This window comes from Exiguobacterium sp. N4-1P (assembly GCF_002214325.1).
Genome location: NZ_CP022236.1, coordinates 2311858 through 2336368, shown reverse-complemented (window position 1 = coordinate 2336368; position 24511 = coordinate 2311858). Strand labels below are relative to the sequence as shown.

Sequence of the window (24511 nt, the reverse complement as noted above, 5' to 3'; positions counted from 1 at the left end):
TCCACGGGAGTGGGCTTTTTTTGTGAAATCGTATAGCAAGCATAGACCTTAGGTCTTACTACTCTCTAAGAAAATAGAATATCGTTTCTGATCGTCCGCTGGCGCGCTTTCCTCGGGCCGAACGCAAGCCGCGATCGGCTTTTAGCCGACCGGGTCTCGCTTGTTCCTGACGGAAGGGACGAGCCCTTCCTTTTCCCGCAGGAGTCGCGCCCGGACGATAGGAGCATAAGCAGTTTGATGGAAAGTTCATGGGAGTGGGCTTGTTTATGTAATCGTTATAAAAGGCATAGGCGTTTGGGTCTTACTACTCTTTTAAAAAATAGGATGTCGTATCCTATCGTCCTCGGGCGCGCTTTCCTCGGGCGGAACCGCAAGCCGCGATCGACTTGCAGCCGACCGGGTCTTGCCTGTTCCTGACGGAAGGGACGAGCCCTTCCTTTTCCCGTAGGAGTCGCGCCCGGACGACGGAAACTGTTTTGTTAGGAATCCAGTGATAAGGAGAGAAGGAAACCGCTGAAAAAAATAAGTTCATAATCTAAAGGAAGTCTGAAACCTCTCCCGTGTTTTGTCGTATACTAGACATATGGAAAAATAGAGGAGGCGACGACATGAATGATCGACAGGAATCATTACGGACGTTGAAGTGGGTGTCAGGTGGTTTAGAGGCCATCCTCGGGATTCCGATTCTCGGTGGATTGATTGTTATCGGGTCAGGTTATAACGCGTTATGGTTGATGCTTGCGTTCCACATCGTGGTTGTGGTGTTGACGGCGCGGGCCGGCAATGTCTCAAAAGGTAACATCGTCGGAATCGTCGCGTCGACAGTCGGTGTCATTCCGGTCGTCGGGATGTTATTGCACATGGCAGCGGCCATCACGATTTTACTTGACGCGGCATTTGGTAACCGGATTATTACACGGACCCACGTCGAGCGGGTCGAACCGATTCGTCCCCGTCCGGTCCGGAAAGAACAGGAGAAACAGGAAGATCATCCGTTTTGAGCACTTTTGATTGACAGTGAAATCCGAGCCGTGTAAAGTAAAGACCAAGTTAAGCCATATCAAACAAATCAACGAAGCGGAGTAAGTACCGTCAACACTGCCGACAAAGCGAGTCAGGAAAGGTGAGAGCCTGACGCGGTAAGCTGATTAGGGAATGGACCGCTGAGAGCCTGTTGAACGATTGCAGTAGACAGGACGGTTGCCCCCGTTACAAGGCTAGCTGGTTGTTGGACCAGCGACAAGAGGAGATTTTTAATCTCAACTAGAGGTGGCACCGCGCGGATACAGGCGTCCTCTATGCAGCAGCTTTTGCTATGCATAGAGGGCGTCTTTTGTTTTACGTCAAGGAACGCCGAATCATCCAACGCACATTATCTTTAGGAGGAATTTTTTATGAAAAAGACATTGATCGCGGCGGCAAGCACGGCGTTCCTACTCGCAGGATGCTCGACGACAGACACAGAACAAGCGGCGCCGAACGAAAACGAAAAGAAAGTCCTGCACACGATGGAAAGTTATGATCTCCTGTCGGTCGACCCGGCGGATGCCATCACGTCGAACATCTTCAACCAGATTTATGAAGGACTGTACCGCTTCGATGAAAACAATGAACTCGTCCCGGCAGCTGCTGAGTCGCACAGCGTATCGGAAGACGGAAAAGTCTATACGTTCAAGCTTGACCCGACGGCGAAATGGTCTGACGGAAAACCCGTCACGGCAGAAAACTTCCGTTATGCCTATGAGCGCGTCATCGAGACGAACTCCCCGTTTGCGTACTTGCTTGAGCCCGTCAAAGAAACGAAAGTCATCGACGACGAAACGTTGCAAATCGAACTGAAACGGCCGACGCCGTACTTCCTCAGCATGACGACGTTCGGGACGTACATGCCGGTCCGTGAAGACATCGTCAAAGCACAAGGCGACAAGTTCGGGACGGATCCGGAGACGAATGTCTACAACGGACCGTTCACGTTCAAGAAGTATCAAGCGGAGCAAGGCTACACGCTCGCGAAAAATGCTGACTACGCCGACCAAAAACAAGTCAAGATTGACGAAGTCGACGTCAAAATCATCAAGGACCCGATGCTTGCGATCAACTTGTTTGAAACAGGCGAACTCGATGTCGCACCGCTCAACTCGGAAAACGTCATCAACTATAAAGATAAAAAAGAGTACAACACGTTCAGTGATTCACGGATGTTCTTCATCCGGATGAATCAAAAAACGGACGCCTTAAAAGATAAGCAGACCCGCCAAGCGATTGACGCTGCTTATAATAAAGAAGCGTTGACGGAAACGTTACTCGGAAACGGCTCGTTACCGGCCGACTATATCGTCCCGCAAGAGCTTGATCCGCAGTACGATAAAACACGTCAAATCACGTCATCATTCGACGAAGCGCAGGCGAAGAAAGTCCTCGAACCGCAAAATCTAGAATTGACGATGATCATCGAGGACGATGACGTCTCGAAAAAAATTGGGGAGTACATTCAAGGAACGTTAAAGCGTCAAAACCTCGACGTCAAACTCTTGCCATTGCCGAAGAAGGAACGTCTTGCCCGTGAAGGACGAGGGGACTATGATTTGTCACTTGCAAGCTGGGCACCGGATTATCAAGACGCGACGACATACTTGAACTTGTTCATGACGGGAAATCCGTTCAACATGATGGATTACTCGAACAAAAAGTATGACCGTCTCTTGCAACAGGCAGAAAAAGAACTCGATCAAGATAAACGGTTGGAACTGTTGAGTCAGGCTGAATCGCTGTTACTCGACGATCAAGCGATTTCGCCGGTCTACCAACGCAAAAACGCCTTCTTGCAAAACACGGAAGTCACGCACCTCGCCCGACACAACGTCGGGACAGACATCTCGTATAAGTACGTTGAAATTGATCGTAAGTAAAACATCAGCCGTTCGCCTTATCATGTTTAGATGACAAAGCGGACGGTTTTTTGTGTCAGGAAGAGTTTTTCTAAATGGGTATTGTCATGTTGCGCTTCCTTATCTCGACGCGTCTTCCAAGCGGCAATCTTCCGCATTTCTTCACTTCACTGCAGGGTTGCGACTGATTCCTGTTAGCGGTTTAAAGGGATTCAAGACGGAATGTGTTCTAACCCGTCTGTATGACTGGATTTCAGTCACGCTATTCCCTAAAAAGCGTCACGTTTCGTTGACTCCTACGGGGAAAAGTGCGTTTTTAACGCACTTTCAGAGGCAGGTAAGACCCTGCTCATTGTCCGTGAGGATCAAGGAGCAACGGCTTGCGCCTCGCCCGAGGAAAGCAACGAAAAAAAGACGCTTTTTATTACCTGATGTTCCTTTGTCTACACGTTGCTGTACTAATTTATCGTTGGCATAAATCAAATTGTTATTTTGTGACAAGTAAATCCTATAACCGACTTTGAAATCAGGTCAATTCTATTAAAGCGTCCTCATATCTTGCCGATAAGGAGAATGTTGAGAAAAGAATCAGGAAGGGAAGTTACGGATATGAGCAAGTTACGTAGCAATTTAAAGATTCGGTTATTTGTATGGGTTCTCGTGATTTCAATCATTACAGGCGGAATTTCTGCCCAGCTGACATTATTCCTCTCGCGCGGAGTCGACGTCGCAGAAAACCAGGCGATTTTATTTGGAGCGGGCATCGGATTAGTCTTGTCGATTCTCGGATCACTGTTGATTCAATTGATTCTCCGTCAGCCAATCAAAGCAATCGAAAAAGCAACACAAACGGCACGTGAAGTCGCGAACGGTAACTTTGATGTGGATTTCGAAGAAGCGAAGCGTGGTGACGAAGTCGATCAGTTGATGCATGAACTCGAAGTGATGGTGGTACATATCCGCAAGCAAGCGACACAGATGGGTAGCTCAAGCGACAAGCTGACGGCGTCAGCCCAGGAAATCGCGGCAGCCGTCCATGAAGGCAACGCGTCAGGAGAAAGCATCCGGACTGCAATGGCGGAACTCTCGACGAAGATGAACGAAAACGTCGATCAAGCCTACCTCTCGATGGATGCACTCGGTACCGTCAAACGAACGATGGATGAAGTCGCAAAAGAAATGAACGAAGCCTTGAAATCCGCGACGGTCATGCAGACAGAAGCCGAGAACGGCAAGACGCTCGCAACGGATTCGGTTGAAGCGATGCATATGATTTCTAGTAAGATGGAACAATCCGCGACACTGAACGGTCGTTTGACGGATATGACAGGTGAAATTTCACGAATCACGGACGTCATCAGTGACATTTCAGCACAGACGAACTTACTCAGTTTGAATGCCTCGATCGAAGCAGCACGTGCCGGAGAAGCCGGTCGCGGTTTCGCCGTTGTTGCGGCGGAAGTCAAGAAGCTTGCTGAACAAACAGCGACGTCAGCAAAAGAAATCACCGATTTGATTTCCGGTGTCAAACGTCTCGTCAACGATACGGCGAATGCGATGACGGACGTCCAAAAAGAAGTCGCGACCGGTGTCGGACTTGTCGAACAAGCAGGGTCGTCATTCGAAGAAATTCACCATTCAACAGAACATGTGTATTCACGTGTTAAATCGGTTGACCAGCTTGTCGTGAAGTCGGACAAAGAGATTGACCAAGTCGGTTTGACGACGGCGAACATCCTCGCGATGGTTGAAGAAGCATCGAAACATGCGGAGCAAGTCTTGCAGGCTTCTAGTCATCAGGCGGCTTCACTCAGTGAAGTCAACGGTGCGATGGAAGAGCTCGTCGCAGTCGCGGAACAACTGCAAGAAGAAACGGGCGCGACGCGTCTCTAATTTAGAAATCGCAGGCGGAAGTCCCGTCTGCGATTTTTCTTTTGAATTTTTTTATTTTTTTTTGAGAGAAACTGTTAAACATTTCGGCACGGCGACGATATATAGAGTGGAAGCAGTCATCGACTACAACCATCGCGCTACCCTTGGGCCGGCCAGGGGGCGCATCTCGGAGAAGAAGGATCTTCAAAGAGACAAAAAAATTATTCCTATGGAGGGAAACTTAAAATGATTATCAATCACAACCTTAACGCAATGAATGCTCATCGTAACATGAGTGCAAACACAGCAAACGCTGGAAAAGCAATGGAGAAACTTTCTTCAGGTCTTCGTATCAACCGTGCTGGTGACGATGCTGCAGGACTTGCAATTTCTGAAAAAATGCGTGGTCAAGTTCGTGGGTTAGAACAAGCTTCACGTAACGCACAAGATGGTATTTCGTTAATTCAAACTGCAGAAGGTGGTTTGAACGAAGTGCATTCTATTCTCCAACGTCAACGTGAACTTGCTGTTCAATCTTCAAACGATACGAACGTTGCTGCTGACAGAACTGCATTGAAAGATGAGTTCGATCAACTTTCTTCAGAAATCGGACGTATCAAAGATAATACTACCTTCAATACGAAACAACTTCTTGATGGATCAGATGCTAACGGGAAAATTCATGTTGGAGCAGATGCGACGCAAACAATTGATATCGATTTCACTACTGCTGGAGTTGATTTAAGTGCTGTTTCTACGGCAGTTTCAGCTCTCGATATCAGCACACAAGCTGGAGCAGATGGTGCGATTACTACTGTTCAAACACAAATTGAATCTGTATCGTCTGGTCGTTCGTACCTTGGTGCACTTCAAAATCGTTTAGAGCACACAATCAATAACTTGAACAACGCTTCTGAAAACTTAACTGCTTCAGAGTCACGTGTTCGTGATGTAGACATGGCGAAAGAAATGATGAATTTCACTAAAAACAACATCTTAAACCAAGCATCACAAGCAATGCTTGCTCAAGCAAACCAACAGCCACAAGCTGTTCTTCAATTACTCCGTTAATCAAAGGTTAAGCTATTACGACTAAAAAAGGTCATGGACTCGTTCCGTGACCTTTTTATGTATTTTATAAAATGTCTATTATAATTTTTTAGTACAATGCCGATATACTACATAGAGAATAAATAAGGAGTGTTGGTCTATGAATTCCATTAATACGGAGATTCGGCTTCACCTGCCTGCAAACGTCTTATCATACGAAGCGACACGGAACGTCTTTGTTGAAGCGAACCAAGAAGAACTAGAGCAAGATGGGGTTGTCGTCTTGCCTACATCTCAACATGTTACGAAGCTTGAAACAGCAATTGAAAAAGCGAACTCCCAACTCGAAATACAACGGACTGGTTTGAAGTTCGTAAAACATGAAAAACTAAATGAATTTTATATTCAAATCGTTGATATGAATGATAATGTCGTGCAAGAAATTCCAAGTAAAAAAGAATTGGATTTTTTCGCTGCATTTATGGAATTTAATCAATTAATCGATAAACGGGTTTAATTTAGAAAGGACTGATTGGATGGCAGTACTTCGATTAAGTGGTCTCGCAAGTGGGATTGATACGGAAACGATGATTAAACAATTAATGCAGGTGGAACGTGCGCCAGTCGATCGTTTAGCCCAAAAGAAACAAACATTGACGTGGCAACGTGATGCATATCGAGAAATTAACCGAGCATTGCTTGACCTGCGAACAGCAGCAAGTGATATGATTTTATCTAAAAACTATACAGCAAAAACTGTGACCAGCTCTGATTTATCAATAGTAAGTGTTTCTGCAAGTTCTATAGCAAGTACCGGAAGTGTAACGATTGACAGTATTGGTCAGCTAGCTTCAGCTTCTTCTGTGAGTATGACAACAACGGCAGGTCGACCAAGTAGCACCACACTTACAGATAGTGGTTTATTTGAAGCAGACGTTAACGGTAAAATTAATGTTCAAATCAATACGTTTTCTTCTGATGGAACGGCTATTAATGAAACGATTTCACTCGATGCTACACAGAAAATCTCTGATTTAACTGCAGCGATTAATGGTAAATCAAGTCTTGGCATGAATGCAGTCTATAATGAAATTACAGGGAAACTAGTTTTAACGAAAACGAATACAGGAAAACTTAATCCGAACGGATCAGACATTTCGATTGTAGATGTTAATGCTGGAATAGAGAAAGTAAATTCTCAAACCGCTACTTTAGGGCAAGAGGGTCAAAATGCCAAGTATACAATTGGTGGTCAAGAATTAGAACAACGAACAAACACGTTTACACAAAATGGATTAACAATCACTTTAAACAAGATATCGACAACACCAACAACATTGAATACAAAACTTGATGTGCAAACAAATTTTGATTCTATTAAAAAATTCGTTGATAAATACAACGATATGATTGATAAAATGAATAGTAAAGTGAATGAAGAAAAGTATAGAGATTATCAGCCGTTAACTGATGCTCAACGAACAGAATTAAGTGACGATGAAATTAAAAAATGGGAAGAAAAAGCAAGTAGTGGTATCTTACGTAATGATAGTTATTTACAAAGCGGGATGAACCAGTTTCGCAGTGCGATTTCTTCAAAAATTGACACCGGTTATACATATCAATCAGGAACGGATACGATTGCCTTGAACTATATGTCACAAATTGGAATTACAACTACAGGCGATTTCCGTGATGGTGGTAAATTGCAAATTAATGAAACGAAGTTGAAGAAAATGCTCGAAGAACAACCGGATGGAGTTTACAAGTTGTTTACGACGGATGCACCAGGACCGGTTACGAATCCAGATGGAAGTCTTACACAAAATTCTAATGGATTAGATGGATTTGTTCGTCAAATTCAAGTATTTGCAACTACTATGCGGAGTAAAGTATCACAGGTTGCAGGTCTAGATGGTGCAGTCGCGACGACGTATCGTCTCGGCCAATCACTTGCTGACGTCGATAAGAGTATCCTTTCATGGGAAGACAAATTAACAGCTAAAGAAAATGCCTATTACCGCCGCTTCGCGGCGATGGAACAGGCAATGAATCAAGCGAACAGTCAATCGGCAACACTCGCTTCATACTTAGGACAATAAGGAGGGTTTCTGACGATGAATCCATATGCGACGTACCAAACGAACTCGGTGACGACAGCATTGCCGCAAGACTTGACGTTGATGTTGTATGAAGGACTGATTAAGTTTGCAATGATGGCGAAACGTAATATCGAACAAGGAAATATTCAAGATAAAAACACGTATATTCAAAAAGCGCAGGCCATCATCATGGAGCTCCAACTGACGCTCAATAAATCGATTGCTCTATCAACGGATTTAAATAATTTATATGATTACATGCAGGGACGCTTGATTGATGCGAACATCAAAAATGATGTGACGGCGATTGACGAAGTGATTGGGTTCGCGGAAGAATTTCGTGAAACATGGAAAGAAGCGATGAAGCTCGCCCGTCAACGATGAGTCCACTCGATCCGCTGCGCCTGAAGACGAAACATTTGATGGAACTACTTGAGCAGACACCGGAGGAAGAAGTTTATGACGAATGGGTCGTCAAGATTCAAAACTTGCTGAATGAACGGGAAGCGTTCATTGCCGCTCATTCGAACTTGCTTGCCGGGGCCAATCAAGCGGTTATTCAAGAGCTTGTCGCCGAAAGTCGGAAACTGGACTTGAAATTATCTGAAGAAACCGCTAAATTAGGGGTACAAATCAATCAACTCCGACAGACGAAAGTCAGCCGGAAATCGTATATCGACCCGTACGAAGAAGTCGAAGGTAGTTTTTCACCATATTTTGATTCTCGTCAGTAACTTTCTTATTCCAGGGAGGGATCTTGCGTGACTAAACGTGAAGAGAAAAAACGTACCGTGCCGAAACCGTTTTACCGATCAGATGGTTCGTACGATCAATTCATCGAACCGGACGTCGAGTCCGAATCTTGGGAAGAGGCGGAACGCCCGATTTCGGACGGGCCTGACGTCTATGAAGAAGAAAAATATCGACGCGAGTCGTAACAAAAAAGGGCATCCTGTATGGATGTCCTTTTTTGTTATGATATTTAGATTTGGTGCCGTTCCCGATACAGTTCCCAGTGTTCCCGTGCCTCTTTTTTGATTCGGTCAGATATTTTTTGACTCTGAAAGATAAGGCTATACCATTGCTTCGCGTCATCTGTCCGCTCGAGACTCGCATAGAGATCGGCAATTCGTAATAATAAAACATCATGCGGAATCCCGGTCCGGACAGCATCGGTATAATTGAGATAAAGCGCTTCGTACTTCTCGACCGACCGCTCCATCCAGAGCACTTCCTGCTCTTTGTTTGCAAGCAAACGATTTAACCAGGCGATTCGGACGCCGAGCATCGCGAGGATACTCTCTTTTTGGAGTGTCACTTGAGCACTATAAAGACAAAGCTTATAAAGCTGGATTGCCTGCTCCGCTGTCCGCTCAGTCGTAGCGAACGCTAACACCGGTAAAGCGGGAAGAATGTCCGTCGTCAGTCGTTCCCGGACGTCCGGACGGAGCTTCTCGAACGCTTCATGGAAGATGAAACGGCAATGGGTGCATTGAACCGGTTCGTAATAATAGACGTTTGGTCCGTCATAGTGAATGAAACCGTCGAAGTCGGTCTGCACGACACGGATCTGTCGACTTAAGACGCGCTTCGTTTCTGTTTCCTTCAAGCAGTACGGGCATTTACATTTTTTTGAGTAGATAGCAGGCATTAGATAAAACTCCTCGGGATCGATTTAGACAAAGACGTTGACGAGCATCCCTTTGATTTCTCCGACTTGGTCGAGAATGTCGAGACGGCGTGACTCACCGGAGATGACGGTGTTTGTCAGCTCGAGCAGCTTCGCGTCGACCTGTTCGACGACTTTGTAGATTTTCGTCCGTCCGCGCCGGTTGAAGCCGCGTTTTTCCTCGAGTTGCTGCGATTGATCAAGGGCATCTTTTAGGAAGTCCTTGATTTTCTCTTTATAGCTCTCGAGGTTCTCGATTGTCTGGCTCTCGGCGAGCAATTGTCCGTGTTCTTCGACGAGTGTCAACTTTTGTTGGAGCCGTTCGTAGCCTTTATGCTCGCGTTTATCTTGCATCAACGCAGAAAACGTCGTCGACGCCTCGACCTCGCGTGGTCCGGTCTTCGGTGTCTGCAGGCGGCTCGTTTCTTGGATGCGCCGGATATCCATGGCTGTCGTCCTCCTTGATTAGTTGAGTAGTTGTAAGACGCCTTGCGGTAAGGCGTTCGCTTGGGCAATCATCGCCATCCCGGATTGATTCAAAATATTGTATTTTGCATATTCCATCATTTCACGCGCCATATCAGCATCACGAATCCGCGACTCCGATGCCGTCAAGTTTTCTTTACTGACGCTGAGGACGGATGTCATCGCTTCGAAGCGGTTTTGGATGGCACCGAGTTTCGACCGTTGCGCTGAAACCGTGTCGATTGCTTGCGTATAACGGCTGATGGCATCATTCGCGTCCTGTTCCGTCATCACGCTGAGGGCGTATTCGGGTGTGCCGTCGACGCTTGGGACATCGAGTTTGCGGACATCGGTGTTCAGCTGGGTAGTCGTGCTGATGCCGATGCTTTGCGCCCGCATATCGTCAATCGTTAAGGAAATCCCTTCGTTCGCGCCTATGTTTGTCTGGATGAAGATGGCATTGTCTTCCGTGCTGAAGTTACCCGTCAATAAGTCTTTCCCGTTGAACTGCGTCGTTTGCGCGATTCGTGAGACTTCATTTGTCAATTGGTTGATTTCTTCCTGGATAGCCGACCGGTCCTCTGTCGCCAGTGTTCCGTTGCCGGCCTGGACGGCGAGCTCGCGCATCCGTTGTAATAAGTTATGTGTTTCGCTCATGCCGCCTTCAAGTGTCTGAACCATCGAGATTCCGTCGAGGACGTTTTGTTCCGCTTTATCAAGCGCTTTGAGACGGTTCCGCATCTTCTCCGAGATGGCGAGCCCGGCCGCGTCATCGGCGCCGCGGTTGATTTTTTGTCCGCTCGACAGTTTATCCATCGTCGTCTTGACGTTCAGTTGGTTAGCACTTAAATTCCGGTACGCTTTCAGTGCCTGTACGTTATTGGTGATCCGCATTAATAATCCATCCCTTCATACCGTTCATGGTGTGCCGCCCGGACGAGCGGTCGTTCTTTTTTCAGACTTGCGGCTTGCCACGTGACGAGCAGTTCTTCTGCGAGTTGAAGCAGTTCCTCTAACACGAGTGGCGTCCGATAGGCCTGTAACGTCTGGTCTGCTAAGTACTGGTAAAGGGCGTCGAGTTGACCGGTGATGATGCCACCGTCGTCATTGAGCCCTGCTTGTAGTTTCGTTAAGAGTTGATACGCTTTTTGCAACCGTTCGTTGATTTCATCGAACCGGTTGTCGTCGCGGGCGAGCAACGACCGGTCGTATTGCAGGACGAGTCCCTGGAGCATCGTTTCCGTCAATTGTTGCGGTGTCATTTGAAACAGTTCCTGTTCTGTCATCAGTCCCGTCCTTTCGCATGATCGAGTTCTTCAATCAATAACAATAATTCGGCCATTACGTCGTAGAGTTGTGGCGGAATCGCCGTTCCAAGATCGAGGTCGAGTAAGTGACCAAGCAGCGATGTATCCTGTTCGATCGCGACACCACTGGCGCGCGCTTCCTGTAAAATCCGGTCGGCGGCTTGCCCGGTCGCCCGGGCGACGACGACGGGAGCGTTGCCTGAATGTTCATCATACCGTAGAACGGCAGCTGATTTTCGATGTTTTAAATCAATTTTTTGATACATGGCTCCTCCTTAAATCCGGTAATCGTAGCCAGCTGGTGTCTCTGCCGGTTTGACAGGTTCTGGCGTCGCCTGTTCTTTTGTAAATGGACTGAAGCGAATCCGGACATCTTGGAAGCCGGTCGTTGCTAACGCCTCGGTCGTCCGCTCGAGGAACGGGGTGGCCAGTCGCTCGAGAATCGGCACATCATTTTCAATCGTAATCTGCATCTTCCGGTTGACCGTTTCGACGCGGACGCCGATATCGCCGAGCCGCGGTGTCTCAAGCTGGACATAGAGTGTGTTGTTTTCCCAGTCAATCACTTCGTCCGGGCGTTTATTTTGCAGATGGACGTGTAAGCCGGCTGTCCCTTCGACGAGTTGGACGGGCAGGGCGAGCAACAATTGTTGGAGCTGTTGACTGGCATCCGGTTTATTGACTTGTTGTTGTGTCGTCAAGAACGTTTGCAGTTTCGCTGCTTCCGGGTTCGCGGCTGGTGTCGCGAGCTTCAACTCGGCCGTCTGCAGTTGGAGTGTTTTTTGGACCGTCTCCTGTAAGACGCGCGGGCTGTTTTGGCTTGGTTCATATGGCAGCGGGCGGCTCGGTGTTTGTGAGGTCTGTGTTTGTCCGCTGACAGGACGAACCGGTTGATTGAGCTCCGGTAAGTACGTCGTTCGGACGTTCGCCGGTGTGAAGCGGAACGCTTCGAATCCGAGCCTTACTTCCTGGAGAAGTGCTTTTGCTTCCGTCCCGCGACCAGTTGCGGCAAGGTCGGCACCGCGCTCCAGTTTTGAGAGCCACTGAATCAATTGTTTTTCGTCCCGCATCGACGTATGTAACATCGCATCCGTCTGTTGGAACGTTTGGCGAAGCCGGTTCGCCGTACTCTCGATGACTTGTGCCATCTGAGCCGGACGCCCTTCAACGAGCGGTTCAATCTGTTTGAGTTGCGAGACGATCGTTCGCTGATTACTCCGGAAGTCGTTCGTCATCTCAGCCAGTCGTGGCGTGACTTCGCGGACGACGGTCAACGCCGACCGGACGGGTTCCGTCGTCTGGCGCGCAGCGGTCAATGCTGTTAACTGCTCGAGCTTCGTCGGTTCCGGTGCTTCGAGCGTGACGGGGAAATGCGGGCGCAGTTGCTCCCGTGCCTGTGTCAACGCACCGCGTTCGATCGTTTCGACAATCGCTGCTTGCTCGTTCAGGGGCAGGTGGTTCACGATTTGCCGAAGTCTTGGCGCATTCGCTTGCTCGATGTCTGCTTGTGTCGGCAAGGTCGTTCGAGCAACGTCGAGCGCGATGGCAGTGCCGAGTGTCGGTTTATCGACGACGGCCTGACGTTCCGGTAACAGGTCGACGAGTGAATCCGTTTCAGTCAGCAAGCTGCTGATCAGCGCATCGACGTCCGTCGGCAAGGCACTGTCGGAAGGGCGTGAGACGAGAGCGACGACGAGATTTTTGTACGTGCCCTGGAGAGCGGCGACGAGCCGGGCGACGGTTTCCTTCGTTTGCGGCAATTGTCCTGTCGCAAGCAGTCGGGCGACAGCTTGTTTTAACTCTTGTGGCAATTCGTCGAGTAAGGTCGGATCGATGCCAGTTGCATCGTTCTTGACGGAGCCTGTCGGCGCTGTGTCCGGGGTATCCGTCAACTGTTCAATCAAATAGCCTTCTGCTGTCGCTCCCTTTACCTTAAACTGGAAGTCTCCTGTTGGGACGTCACCTGTGAACGTCATCTCGATTTGGTCGCGTCCGACTTGGACGAGCGCTGTATGTGGACCCGTTTTCTCAAGGACGGTCCCGCTATACGTCTTTTTGTCGGACAACGTCGTCGGTGGCGACGGAACGGCCGGACTATTTGGTTGCAACTGGATGTTCATCGAGGCACCTCCTGTTTCATAATTTCTTCATCTTATTATATATCGGCATAAACAAAAAAGGATTGAGCGAAATTATCGCCCAACCCGTTTTTTTTAATGTTTAATTGAATTAAAGCGTTCCTCTAGTGTCATCGCGTTCAATTGTTGGTAACGAGCCATCAGCTCGCCAGTTGCTTTCATTTGGTTACGGACGATGTAAGGAGAGGCGTTTACAGGAAGGATCATGCCATTACGAGTTTGGAGTTTCGTTTGTCCGTCTTCCTCGATGACGTCGGACATGTGGCTCCAGGCGTACCACTCGCAATCATCACGTTTTGGTGATTTGGTAGGGAAAAAGACAAGACCGAGCGTCGGTTCGATGACGACTGGAACTTTTCCTTTGACGGAAGCGACACGTTTTGCCGTGACGATCCGTTCCTCGATGGAACTGTTGTACTGCCTGCAAGATAGTTGCAGGAGTTGATACGGACGAAGCGGGGTCATGATCGTTGAGCCGTCTTCTAGGACGATGATGGATTGTTTCATCATGTCATAGCACGGCAGGATCGCGACGGTCCGTTTCGTGATTCGGTATTTTTCGTCATTATGGAATGGTCGCATTCGACTACATCCTCCTCAATTAGGACAATGGATAAAATAGGTAATTACTAACGATATAATACAATACTACACCTGTAATGACAATGTAATTTTTTGAAAAGAACAGCAATAGATCGCGCTATTTATTTAAAATCATCAATGAATTCGCATTAATCAGAATTTTCAATTGTCAATAATTCCTTCTTTTGATAGACTAAGCGGTAGAGAGCTTGCTCTCGAACTCTGGTTTGCGAAGGGAACGTGAATTCGAATGGAACAAGGTAAAGTAAAATGGTTTAATGCTGAAAAGGGTTACGGCTTCATCGAGACATCGGACGCAAAAGACATTTTCGTCCACTTCTCAGCAATTCAAGCAGACGGCTATAAGTCACTTGAAGAAGGCGAAGAAGTTGAGTTTGAAGTCGTTGACGGCGATCGTGGCCCACAAGCTGCGAACGTTACAAAACTTTAATCCGAATAGCAGCCGCCACCGTCTTTAGGCATTGTCTAAAGGCGGTTTTTTTGTTTCGATTTAGTTTCGTAAGGGTATATACGCTAATATCACCACACAAAACTATTATAGTACGCTAAAGATTGAGGGGGATGTTCAACAGAATGTCATCGTTTTCATTTCCTTGTATCATTTATCGTGGTATAATAAATACGAACCAAAAGAATTTTGAATCTTCAGAAGGAAATGACTGAAGTTTATCGAATTCATAGGTTCAACCGGTTACTTAAGGAGGAGTTTACATGATCTACAACATTCGCGGTGAAAACTTGGACGTCACAGATGCTCTCAAGGATTACGTCGAGAAAAAGCTTGAAAAGTTAACTCGTTATTTTACAACTCCTACGGAAGCGCAGACGGCTTATGTCAATCTCAAAGTCAACAATGAGAAACAGAAAGTCGAAGTGACGATTCCAATGCCAAATCTCTTGCTTCGTGCAGAGGATGTAAATGGCGACATGTACGCAGCAATCGACCTCGTCGTCGATAAGCTCGAACGTCAAATCCGGAAACATAAAACGAAAATCAACCGGAGAGGACGCGCCAAAGAAGGCGGCATTGGCGAATACTTCAAAACGCTTGAAGGACCGGAGGCAGAAGCACCTGTCTACGAAGAGGATGAAGCGGAACTCGAACTCGTTCGAACAAAACGTTTCACACTCAAGCCGATGGATACGGAAGAAGCGATTCTTCAAATGGACATGCTCGGTCACACGTTCTTCGTCTTCTCAGACGCTGAAACGGGTAACACGAACGTCGTTTACCGTCGAAAAGATGGTCGTTACGGCTTGATTGAACCAGAATAATGAATGTACAAGGGACTCGCTCTTAGGAGTGGGTCCCTTTTTGATATGTTAGAAAACTATATCTTAAGTCGATGCGTATGCTACATAGATCGAACAGGACGAGACGTCACGTCGTCCGCTTGTTGAAATTTGACGCTGTATTCGGTACACTGAATAAAGGAAAAATCTCGGAATTCTGTTCATATAAAGAATCGTTCGAAGTAAGGGGACTGTATGGCATGGCTAATTTTCTAAAAGAGTTATTCGCACCGACGAAACGTGTCCTGAAAAAAGCAGAAAAAGTGGCAGACGCCGTCGAAGCATTCGAGGAACAAATGGGTGCTTTATCAGATCAAGAATTAGAAGGTAAAGTGGTGGAGTTCCGGACGCGTCTTGCGGGCGGAGAAGATTTAGATGATATCTTGCCGGAAGCATTCGCCGTCTGTCGTGAAGTATCGACGCGTGTCTTAGGCATGCGCCATTATCGTGTCCAATTAATTGGGGGATATGTCCTTCACAACGGTGATATTGCTGAAATGAAGACAGGGGAAGGGAAAACGCTTGTCGCGACGCTTCCTGTCTATTTGAACGCACTCGCCGGCAATGGCGTCCACGTCATCACCGTCAACGAATACTTGGCGAAACGTGACCGTGACATCATGGAGCCGCTCTATGCGGCGCTCGGTCTATCGGTCGGTTTGAACCTGTCAAGCATGTCGCGTCAAGAAAAACAAGCAGCCTATAGCTGTGATATCACGTACGGAACGAACAATGAGTTCGGTTTCGACTACTTGCGTGACAACATGGTCCTGTATAAAGAAGACCGTGTTCAACGTCCGCTTTCTTATGCTGTCGTCGATGAAGTCGACTCGATCCTCGTTGATGAAGCACGGACACCGTTGATCATTTCAGGTTCTGCTGAGAAATCGACGGCCCTCTACTCACAAGCAGATACGTTCGCGAAGATGATGAAGGCAGATGAAGACTATACGGTCGACATCAAAACGAAAAGTGTGCTGTTGACGGAGCAAGGCATCGACCGCGCTGAAAAATACTTTGGCATCGACAACCTGTTTGGTCTCGAGCACGTCGCCCTCAACCATCACTTGAGTCTCGCGCTCCGTGCGAACTCCGTCATGCACCGCGACGTCGACTATATGATTCGGGAAGATGAGGTCATGATCATCGACCAATTCACGGGTCGTGTCATGGAAGGACGTCGTTACTCAGAAGGACTGCACCAAGCGATTGAAGCGAAGGAAGGCGTCGAGATTCAACGTGAATCGATGACGCTTGCAACGATCACGTATCAAAACTTCTTCCGGATGTATACGAAGCTTGCCGGTATGACCGGTACGGCGAAGACCGAGGAAGAAGAGTTCCGGAACATCTACAACATGCATGTCGTTCCCGTTCCGACGAATAAGCCCGTCATCCGTAACGATCAGCCTGATTTGATTTTCAAGACGATGAACGGGAAATTCGCTGCTGTTGCAGACGAAATCGAACGTGCCAACCGCGAAGGACAACCGGTCCTCGTCGGTACGGTCGCCGTCGAAACGTCTGAGCTCCTCAGCGGGATTCTCAAGAAACGCGGCATCCGCCACGAAGTCTTGAACGCGAAAAACCATGCACGGGAAGCAGAAATCATTGAGAACGCGGGACAAGCGAACTCGGTCACGATCGCGACGAACATGGCCGGACGCGGTACCGACATCAAGCTCGGTGCAGGTGTCATCGAAAAAGGCGGTCTCTACATTCTCGGGACAGAGCGTCACGAATCACGCCGGATCGATAACCAGTTACGTGGCCGGGCCGGTCGTCAAGGTGACCCGGGGGCATCCCAGTTCTATCTTTCACTCGAAGATGAATTGATGCGCCGTTTCGGATCCGATTCCCTGCAATCGATGATGGATCGTCTCGGAATGGACGACTCGCAACCGATTGAAAGCCGGATGGTCTCACGTGCCGTTGAGTCCGCTCAAAAACGGGTCGAAGGAAATAACTTCGACGCACGGAAACAAGTCCTCGGTTATGATAACGTCATGGCTGATCAACGGAAAGTCATGTACGCGGACCGGGCAGCGATTCTTGACGCCCAGTCTGTCTCAGACATCGTTCGTCCGATGATGGAACAAACGATTGAATCAGGTGTGCATCAGTACACGCCAATCGAGTTCGTACCGGAAGAGTGGAGCATCGGTGCACTCGCGGATTGGTCAAACCAGACACTTGCCGTCGAAGAAAAAGTGACGGAACAAGAGTTGTTCGGCAAAGAACGCGAAGAAATCATCGAACTGCTCAAAGAGCGGACGTTCGCACACTACGAACACAAACGGTCGGAAGTACCGGCTGAAGCGTTTGACGAGTTTGAAAAAGTCATCGTCTTACGTGCCGTCGACCAACACTGGATGAACCACATCGATCAGATGGATCAGTTGCGTGAAGGGATTCACCTTCGTGCTTACGGTCAAAACGATCCGCTGCGGGAATACCAGTCGGAAGGTTCAATGATGTTCGATACGATGAACGCGGCGATCGCGGAAGAAGTGACACAATTCGTCCTTCGTGCTGATCTTGACCCGAACTTGAAACGCGAAAAAGTCGTCAAGGATGAAGTCGCCGTCTCAGGCAAAGAGGACAAGGTCGTCAAAAAAGCGCCTGTCCGCAAAAATCCGAACGACCAAATCGGACGCAACGACCCATGTTGGTGCGGATCCGGTAAAAAATACAAGAACTGTCACGGCCGTCAGGCATAAGTGATGAATCGACTGAAAGAGGCGGGAGATTCCTGCCTCTTTTGACGGAAAGAGAAGGTGGAACACAATGGAATTAGCAGAAATACGCAACACCGCCGAGTGGATGGAGAAGAAACTCGGAGAATATAAGGCATCGCTTGATTTAGAAACGAAGATTTCCCGGATCGAAGAGCTCGAAAACGAGATGACGTTCCCGGACTTCTGGAACAATCAAGAAGAAGCGCAAAAAGTCATCGACGAGTCGAACGGTTTGAAGGCGATGGTAGATAAGTACCAACACCTCGCCGATGGACACGAAAACATCGTCCTGACGTATGAATTGATTAAAGAAGAGCCGGACGTCGAGTTACAAGAAGAACTCGAGTCGGAACTCGGTGACATCAAACAGAAGTTCGACGAGTTTGAATTACAAATCTTGTTGAACGGAGAATATGACGCAAACAACGCAATTCTTGAGCTGCACCCGGGTGCGGGTGGGACCGAGTCGCAAGACTGGGCTTCGATGTTACTCCGGATGTACCAACGTTTTTGCGACAAACAGGGCTGGAAAGTCGAGACGATGGACTACCAACCAGGTGACGAAGCCGGTGTTAAATCGGTCACGCTCCGTATTCAAGGGCACAATGCCTATGGATACTTGAAGGCGGAAAAAGGAATCCACCGTCTCGTCCGGATTTCACCGTTTGATTCGTCAGGCCGCCGTCATACATCGTTCGTTTCATGTGACGTCATGCCGGAGTTCAACGATGACATCGATATCGACATTCGGACGGAAGATCTTCGTGTCGATACGTACCGGGCGTCAGGTGCCGGTGGACAGCACATCAATACGACCGACTCAGCCGTCCGGATCACGCACGTGCCGACGGGCGTCGTCGTCTCGTGTCAACAGGAGCGTTCGCAGATCAAGAACCGTGAAGCGGCGATGAAGATGTTGAAAGCGAAACTCTACCAACGTGAAATCGAGGAGAAACAAAAGAAACTCGATGAAATCCGTGGCGAAAAATCGGATATCGCGTGGGGTAGCCAAATTCGTTCATACGTCTTCCATCCATACAGCATGGTCAAGGATCACCGGACGAACTATGAAGTCGGGAATACGCAAGGGGCAATGGATGGAGACATCATGGGCTTCATCGATGCCTACCTTCGTTTACTCAATATGTAAGAAGCACCTACCGTCGACGGTCAAGTCGACGGTTTTTTTTCAAAAAGGAGGACATGAGATGATCATTCGTCAGGAAAAATTTAAGGATGCAGCCGCGATTCGCCGCGTGCATGAAGCAGCGTTCGAACAGGCGGCTGAAGCGGATTTAGTCGACGCCTTACGGGAAGATGACGAGGCGGCACCACGTTTCAGCCGGGTCGCCGTCGCTGACCGGGGCGAAATCGTCGGGCACGTCTTGCTGAGCCGGATTTACATCGAGGACGTCCCGTCGCTCGCCCTGGCGCCGGTCGGGGTCATGCCGGTTTGGCAACGCAAAGGCATCGGGTCAGAGTTGATCCGCCAAGTCATCGAGGACGCCCGGGAAGCGGGGGAACACCACATCGTCGTGCTCGGTCACGACAGTTATTATCCCCAGTTCGGATTCGAACGGGCGATCGATTACGGGATTGAAGCACCATTCCCGGTCCCGGCTGAAGTATTTCTCGTCATGCCGCTCGTCCGAAATGGCTTAACGGGCGTCAAAGGGACGGTCCGTTATCCGAAACCCTTTAGTGCGGTATAAGAGAACCACTGCGAGTTGGTCGGACGGGCTAGTCGTCACTTCCCTTTTTGCGCTAAAATAAAAAACGGGTTCTAGATTTTAAGGTAAGGGGAAATGCAACGCCATGACATCAACGCGTCAGGAAGTCGTTCGCGACTATATTTATTTATTATTAGGTTCATTATTCGTCGCCAGTGCGTTCAGTCTGTTTCTCGCACCGAATCAACTCGCCTCAGGAGGGGTCAGTGGGCTATCGATTGTCTTGAATGATTTATTCGGGATTTCACCCGGACTGTTCCAGCTCGTTGCGAACGTCCTATTACTCGCGATCGGCTGGATGATTCTCGGGATGGGGTTCGGCGTCAAGTCACTCGTCGGATCGATTTTTTTGCCCGTCGTCATCTTGATTTATGAACGGTTCGAGGTCCCGGCAGCGACGATGAATCCGATGCTCGCTGCGATTTTTGGCGGGGCCGGCGTCGGAATCGGACTCGGTCTGATTTTTAAAGGTCGGGCGTCGACCGGCGGGATGGATTTAATCGCCCAGATTCTACACCGGTTTACGAAGTTACCGATTCATTTGTGCATCGCCTTGCTTGACGGGACAATCGTCATCAGTGCCGCGATTATCTTCTCGCTCGAAATTGGTCTGTATGCGCTCGTCGCCTTGTTCATCACGATTAAGATGATTGATATCGTCCAGCTCGGAATCACGAACGATAAGCTGGCCTACATCATTTCTGATCAACGGGAAGCCCTTGTTAAAGAGATCTTCCAGACACTTGATCGCGGCGCAACGGAAATCGAGGCAGCGGGTGCCTATACACGGAAGCGGAAGCCGATGCTGATGGTCGTCGTCCGTCAAGGTGAAATCACGACGTTGAAAGAAATCGTCAAACACATTGACCCGGAAGCGTTCCTTGTCGTCAGTGAGGCCCATGAAGTACTCGGGCTTGGCTTCACGGATGACAAACGGTATCACAATGTTCCGTAAACACATCGAAAACGTGAAGTTTTTGTGAAATCACGCTTAGAAAACATCAAGAACGGTTATACTCTAATAGGTAAGAACGTTGATTGGTATTTTTTAAGGGGGGGTATACGGATGAAGTTAAAAAATCTTTTACTCGCGGCAGGACTTGGCGCGACACTCGTACTCGGCGCTTGCGGCAGTGATGATTCCAGTTCTTCGGATACAACGAAAGAAGACACGTCGATGAATGATGATTCTTCAAAAACAGAATCAGCAGTTGATGCGGAAAAAATCTTCGCGAATAACTGTGCCTCATGTCACGGGAACAATTTAGAAGGAAATGTTGGACCAAACTTAACAAAAGTCGGTTCAAAGTATTCGTCTGAAGAGATTCAGGACATCATCAAGAACGGTAAAGGGCAAATGCCTGCCGGAATCCTGAAAGAAGACGAAGAAATCGTTGCTGTTGCTGATTGGTTAGCAGAAAAGAAATAAGCATAACTATGTGATAGTATGGGATAAGAGATGACAGACACGACACGTGTTCGTCATTTCTTATCCCTTTTTTTATGAAAAACAGCCGGAATTGACATTTGATTGTAATGTGGTTTTTTTTCATGCCTGTTATAATGGGAATCGGTAGGTTTTAAGACCTAGCTGATCACCCCAGTAATCAAATAAGGATGTGAAGTAAGTGATCAAGATGCAACAAGTTAGTAAAATATACCCGAACGGAGTCACTGCACTTCGTGAGGTCAATTTGACGATCAATCAAGGTGAGTTCGTCTATATCGTTGGTCCTTCTGGAGCCGGCAAATCAACATTCATGAAGATGATGTACCGCGAAGAGAAACCGACGAGCGGTTCATTTTTGTTTAAAGGAATCGAAGTCGGTAAATTAAAAAACCGTCAAATTCCAGAACTCCGTCGCCAAATCGGCGTCATCTTCCAAGACTTTAAACTCCTCCCGTCATTGACGGTTTATGAAAATGTCGCATTCGCACTCGAAGTTGTCGGAGACGACAAAGCGCAAATCCGTAAAAAAGTAAACGAAGTCCTCGATCTCGTCAAACTCAAACATAAAGCGCGGAACTATCCGGATGAGTTATCGGGTGGGGAACAACAACGGATTTCGATTGCCCGAGCCATCGTCAACCGTCCGTCACTCGTCATCGCTGATGAGCCGACAGGAAACCTTGACCCGGATACGGCATGGGAAATCATGGAGGTCTTCGAAGAGATTTATCGCCGTGGGACAACGGTCGTAATGGCGACACACAATCGAGACATCGTTAACAAAATGCGTCATCGTGTACTGGCGATTGACGGTGGAAAAATCGTCCGTGACGAAGAGAAAGGAATGTACGGCTATGAAGTTTAATGGATTCCGTCATTTACGGGAAGGGTCGAAAGGTCTTGTCCGAAACGGCTGGATGACATTCGCCTCTGTCAGTGCCGTAACCGTGACATTATTACTCGTCGGAATTTTTGCGATGGTCATGTTCAACGTCAACAAGATTTCAGACAACGTCGAAAAAGACGTCGAAATTCAAGTGTTCGTCGAACGCGAGGCCGATCAAGCAAAAATCGACGCCGTTGGTTCAAAATTAGAACAGATGCCGGGTGTCGCGTCTGTCCGGTACAGTTCAAAAGAAGATGAACTGAATCGTTTTAAAGAACAGTTAGGAGAAGGATCGCAGGCGTACCAGTCGGTCGAGAAGGATAACCCGCTTCACGATCGCTACATCGTCAAAGCAACTTCACCAAATGAGACAGAAACTATTGCAAATACAGTCAAAAAAATGGAAAATATAGATAGTGTCGAGTATGGCGAAGATTACGTCGAGAAGATGTTCAACTTCCTTGAAGGGGTACGCGTCGGTGGAATCATCTTAATTGTCGGTCTGACCTTCATGGCGATGTTCCTCATCTCGAATACGATCAAAGTAACGATTTTCTCGCGTCGTCGGGAAATCGAAATCATGCGTCTCGTTGGAGCGAAAAACGGCTTCATCCGTGCACCGTTCTTCGTCGAGGGACTCTTGATGGGTGTACTCGGAGCATTGATTCCAATCGCTGTCGTTTATTTTGGTTATGAAGTGACATACAATGCCCTTCAACCACAACTCGTATCTTTAAATGCATCAATCTTTAACTTGATTCCACCAGGTGAACTATCCGTTCAAGTCGCATTGATTTTACTTGCGCTCGGTGCCTTCATCGGAGTATGGGGATCAACGACGTCACTCGGACGTTTCTTAAAAGTATAAGTTACGCAAAAACAAAATATAGAGGAGAGATGCTTCTCATGAAGGTTCGATTCTGTTCAGCTGTGCTCAGCTTGGCCCTGGTTGGTTCAAGTGTATCCGTTCACGCCGTGTCTAAAGAAGAATTGTTGAAGGAACAACAGGAGATCGAGTCCCGTCTGCAAGAGACGGAACGATCACAGAATCAGACATCTGAGAAGTTAATCTTGACGAAAAAAGAACGCCGCCTCGCAGAGGAGCGTTTGGATGAAGTCAACAGCCGTTTGGATGATTTAGCGAGTGAAATTGCAGATCAACAAGCGGCTGTTTCTGCATCAAAAGAAGAGTTGCAAGCGATTGAAGAAGCGATTAAACAAACATTGTCCGAGTTACGGGCGCAGGAAGATTTACTTGGGAACCGGCTTCGTGCCGTTCAGCGGGATGGCGACATCAAATACATCGAAGTGTTGCTCGACTCAAAAGATTTTGGCGATTTAATCTCGCGTTTTAGTACTGTCAGTGAAATCATTAAACAAGATGATGGTGTTTTGAATGCCTATAAAGCAAATGTCACGGAATTGACGGAGCAACGCGCAAGTCAAGAACTCATCCTCGGTCAGCTAAAAAAAGACCAACGGAAACTGTTGATTCTGCAGACGCGGATTATCGCGGAATCTGAGTTGAAACGAAAACTGGTCGTCCAATTGAACGATCAGGTCAAACAATTGAAGCAGGAGCAGTTCACGAAGGCGGAAGAAGCCCAAATCTTAGCAGATCAGCAACAATTGATTAGCACGCAACTGACGGAACTCGAAGAAGCAGCACGTGCCGCTGAACAAGCAAAGATAAAGGCGGAAGCAGAACGTCTCGCCCGTATCGAGGCAGCGAAACGTGAGCAAGAGGAAGCGGACGACACGCAGGCAGCGGACCGGACGGCATCGCCAACGACGAAAACGCAACCGGTACCATCTGCGACGGATCATGCAAAGCCATTTCAATTACCTGTCTCCGGTTACGTGTCCAGCCCGTTCGGTCCACGGAACAATCCGTTGACCGGCAAGTCGGAGATTCATACGGGCATCGATCTCGTCAATGCTAAAGGAACACCGATTCAGGCGGCGGCGGGTGGTATCGTCCTGCGCGCCGGAAGTGCGACAGGATACGGGAATGTCGTGATGATCACCCATCTGATCGACGGGAAAGTCTGGACGACGGTTTACGGACATCTTGATTCCGTCGCCGTGGAGGCAGGGCAAACGGTCATGCCGGGGACGGTCATCGGAAAGTTAGGTTCGACAGGCTGGTCGACTGGTCCTCATCTTCACTTTGAGATTCACCAAGGGGAGTGGGCGGTCGGACAACCGAACGCGGTCGATCCAGCCCCGTACATCTTTTGATTGACCTATAGCTCTTTAGCGAAAAGATAGGGTAACCTATTTTTTTCAGACTGTAGACAACGTGCTATCGGGAGATCAA

Annotated in this window: 26 protein-coding genes and 1 other annotated feature; of the genes, 19 read left to right on the top strand and 7 right to left on the bottom strand. The window is 48.1% G+C overall.

Going from position 1 to position 24511, the window contains the following annotated elements; genetic code table 11:
• Positions 1–608 precede the first annotated feature (608 nt).
• From A0126_RS12045 to A0126_RS19420, 9 genes are all read left to right on the top strand, one after another.
• On the top strand, positions 609–1001 hold the full coding sequence (locus tag A0126_RS12045) for a hypothetical protein (RefSeq protein ID WP_088837779.1): 393 nt from the start codon (positions 609–611) through the stop codon (positions 999–1001).
• Positions 1002–1063: 62 nt separating this feature from the next.
• Positions 1064–1300 (top strand) — a binding site (T-box leader).
• A gap of 94 nt (positions 1301–1394) precedes the next feature.
• Positions 1395–2909: a peptide ABC transporter substrate-binding protein gene (locus A0126_RS12040; protein WP_088837778.1), complete on the top strand. Its 1515-nt coding sequence runs from the start codon at positions 1395–1397 to the stop codon at positions 2907–2909.
• A 588-nt stretch (positions 2910–3497) separates the two neighbouring features.
• Entirely contained in the window at positions 3498–4781 is a 1284-nt protein-coding gene (locus A0126_RS12035; protein WP_088837777.1) for a methyl-accepting chemotaxis protein, read from the top strand.
• Positions 4782–5006: 225 nt separating this feature from the next.
• Positions 5007–5831, top strand: a complete 825-nt coding sequence (locus A0126_RS12030; protein ID WP_088837776.1) for a flagellin N-terminal helical domain-containing protein — start codon at positions 5007–5009, stop codon at positions 5829–5831.
• A 139-nt stretch (positions 5832–5970) separates the two neighbouring features.
• The gene (locus tag A0126_RS12025) at positions 5971–6327 is read left to right on the top strand and encodes a flagellar protein FlaG (protein WP_088837775.1); all 357 of its coding nucleotides are present in this window, start codon (positions 5971–5973) and stop codon (positions 6325–6327) included.
• Positions 6328–6346: 19 nt separating this feature from the next.
• Positions 6347–7912, top strand: a complete 1566-nt coding sequence (fliD, locus tag A0126_RS12020; protein ID WP_088837774.1) for a flagellar filament capping protein FliD — start codon at positions 6347–6349, stop codon at positions 7910–7912.
• Positions 7913–7927: 15 nt separating this feature from the next.
• Positions 7928–8296 carry a flagellar export chaperone FliS gene (gene fliS / locus A0126_RS12015; protein WP_088837773.1) on the top strand — a complete coding sequence of 123 codons (369 nt, stop codon included), beginning with the start codon at positions 7928–7930 and terminating at the stop codon, positions 8294–8296.
• On the top strand, positions 8260–8646 hold the full coding sequence (locus tag A0126_RS12010; RefSeq protein ID WP_239456752.1) for a hypothetical protein: 387 nt from the start codon (positions 8260–8262) through the stop codon (positions 8644–8646). The genes fliS (A0126_RS12015) and A0126_RS12010 overlap by 37 nt, the downstream gene beginning before the upstream one ends.
• 27 nt (positions 8647–8673) lie before the next feature.
• Positions 8674–8850, top strand: coding sequence for a hypothetical protein (locus tag A0126_RS19420; RefSeq protein ID WP_204251403.1), 177 nt, complete (start codon positions 8674–8676; stop codon positions 8848–8850).
• 44 nt (positions 8851–8894) lie between these two features.
• On the opposite strand, the gene A0126_RS12005 is transcribed toward A0126_RS19420, so the two are convergent.
• The 7 genes from A0126_RS12005 to A0126_RS11975 all read right to left on the bottom strand — a co-directional run bounded on the left by A0126_RS12005 (position 8895) and on the right by A0126_RS11975 (position 14073).
• Complete coding sequence (locus A0126_RS12005) at positions 8895–9563, bottom strand: DUF2225 domain-containing protein (RefSeq protein WP_088837771.1); 669 nt, start codon at positions 9561–9563, stop codon at positions 8895–8897.
• A 24-nt stretch (positions 9564–9587) separates the two neighbouring features.
• Positions 9588–10028: a YaaR family protein gene (locus A0126_RS12000; protein WP_029331409.1), complete on the bottom strand. Its 441-nt coding sequence runs from the start codon at positions 10026–10028 to the stop codon at positions 9588–9590.
• Between the two features lie 18 nt (positions 10029–10046).
• Complete coding sequence (locus tag A0126_RS11995; RefSeq protein WP_088837770.1) at positions 10047–10940, bottom strand: flagellin N-terminal helical domain-containing protein; 894 nt, start codon at positions 10938–10940, stop codon at positions 10047–10049.
• Positions 10940–11332, bottom strand: a complete 393-nt coding sequence (gene fliS / locus A0126_RS11990) for a flagellar export chaperone FliS (protein ID WP_088837769.1) — start codon at positions 11330–11332, stop codon at positions 10940–10942. The genes A0126_RS11995 and fliS (A0126_RS11990) overlap by 1 nt, the downstream gene beginning before the upstream one ends.
• Positions 11332–11619: an EscU/YscU/HrcU family type III secretion system export apparatus switch protein gene (locus A0126_RS11985; protein ID WP_088837768.1), complete on the bottom strand. Its 288-nt coding sequence runs from the start codon at positions 11617–11619 to the stop codon at positions 11332–11334. Before A0126_RS11985 ends, fliS (A0126_RS11990) begins: the two co-directional genes overlap by 1 nt.
• Positions 11620–11628: 9 nt before the next feature.
• Positions 11629–13473: a hypothetical protein gene (locus tag A0126_RS11980; RefSeq protein ID WP_088837767.1), complete on the bottom strand. Its 1845-nt coding sequence runs from the start codon at positions 13471–13473 to the stop codon at positions 11629–11631.
• Positions 13474–13566: 93 nt separating this feature from the next.
• Positions 13567–14073 (bottom strand): competence protein ComK, encoded by a 507-nt coding sequence (locus tag A0126_RS11975; protein ID WP_088837766.1) that lies wholly within the window; start codon positions 14071–14073, stop codon positions 13567–13569.
• A 250-nt stretch (positions 14074–14323) separates the two neighbouring features.
• Here A0126_RS11975 and A0126_RS11970 point away from each other — a divergent pair, with 250 nt between their 5' ends.
• The 10 genes from A0126_RS11970 (at position 14324) to A0126_RS11925 (ending at position 24432) form a co-directional block, all read left to right on the top strand.
• A complete protein-coding gene (locus A0126_RS11970) occupies positions 14324–14524 on the top strand; it encodes a cold shock domain-containing protein (protein WP_088837765.1) in 201 nt (66 codons plus the stop codon).
• Between the two features lie 281 nt (positions 14525–14805).
• Positions 14806–15369 carry a ribosome hibernation-promoting factor, HPF/YfiA family gene (gene hpf, locus A0126_RS11965; RefSeq protein ID WP_026827559.1) on the top strand — a complete coding sequence of 188 codons (564 nt, stop codon included), beginning with the start codon at positions 14806–14808 and terminating at the stop codon, positions 15367–15369.
• Positions 15370–15587: 218 nt separating this feature from the next.
• Positions 15588–18107 carry a preprotein translocase subunit SecA gene (gene secA, locus A0126_RS11960; RefSeq protein WP_088837764.1) on the top strand — a complete coding sequence of 840 codons (2520 nt, stop codon included), beginning with the start codon at positions 15588–15590 and terminating at the stop codon, positions 18105–18107.
• Between the two features lie 67 nt (positions 18108–18174).
• Positions 18175–19275 carry a peptide chain release factor 2 gene (gene prfB / locus A0126_RS11955; RefSeq protein ID WP_034800913.1) on the top strand — a complete coding sequence of 367 codons (1101 nt, stop codon included), beginning with the start codon at positions 18175–18177 and terminating at the stop codon, positions 19273–19275.
• Positions 19276–19333: 58 nt separating this feature from the next.
• Positions 19334–19837: a GNAT family N-acetyltransferase gene (locus tag A0126_RS11950; RefSeq protein ID WP_088837763.1), complete on the top strand. Its 504-nt coding sequence runs from the start codon at positions 19334–19336 to the stop codon at positions 19835–19837.
• A 103-nt stretch (positions 19838–19940) separates the two neighbouring features.
• Positions 19941–20810 carry a YitT family protein gene (locus A0126_RS11945; protein ID WP_088837762.1) on the top strand — a complete coding sequence of 290 codons (870 nt, stop codon included), beginning with the start codon at positions 19941–19943 and terminating at the stop codon, positions 20808–20810.
• Between the two features lie 111 nt (positions 20811–20921).
• On the top strand, positions 20922–21284 hold the full coding sequence (cccB, locus tag A0126_RS11940; RefSeq protein WP_088837761.1) for a cytochrome c551: 363 nt from the start codon (positions 20922–20924) through the stop codon (positions 21282–21284).
• 199 nt (positions 21285–21483) lie between these two features.
• On the top strand, positions 21484–22170 hold the full coding sequence (ftsE, locus tag A0126_RS11935; RefSeq protein ID WP_088837760.1) for a cell division ATP-binding protein FtsE: 687 nt from the start codon (positions 21484–21486) through the stop codon (positions 22168–22170).
• On the top strand, positions 22160–23059 hold the full coding sequence (gene ftsX / locus A0126_RS11930; protein WP_029331384.1) for a permease-like cell division protein FtsX: 900 nt from the start codon (positions 22160–22162) through the stop codon (positions 23057–23059). Before ftsE ends, ftsX begins: the two co-directional genes overlap by 11 nt.
• Positions 23060–23097: 38 nt before the next feature.
• A complete protein-coding gene (locus tag A0126_RS11925; protein ID WP_088837759.1) occupies positions 23098–24432 on the top strand; it encodes a murein hydrolase activator EnvC family protein in 1335 nt (444 codons plus the stop codon).
• The last annotated feature ends 79 nt before the right edge of the window (positions 24433–24511 follow it).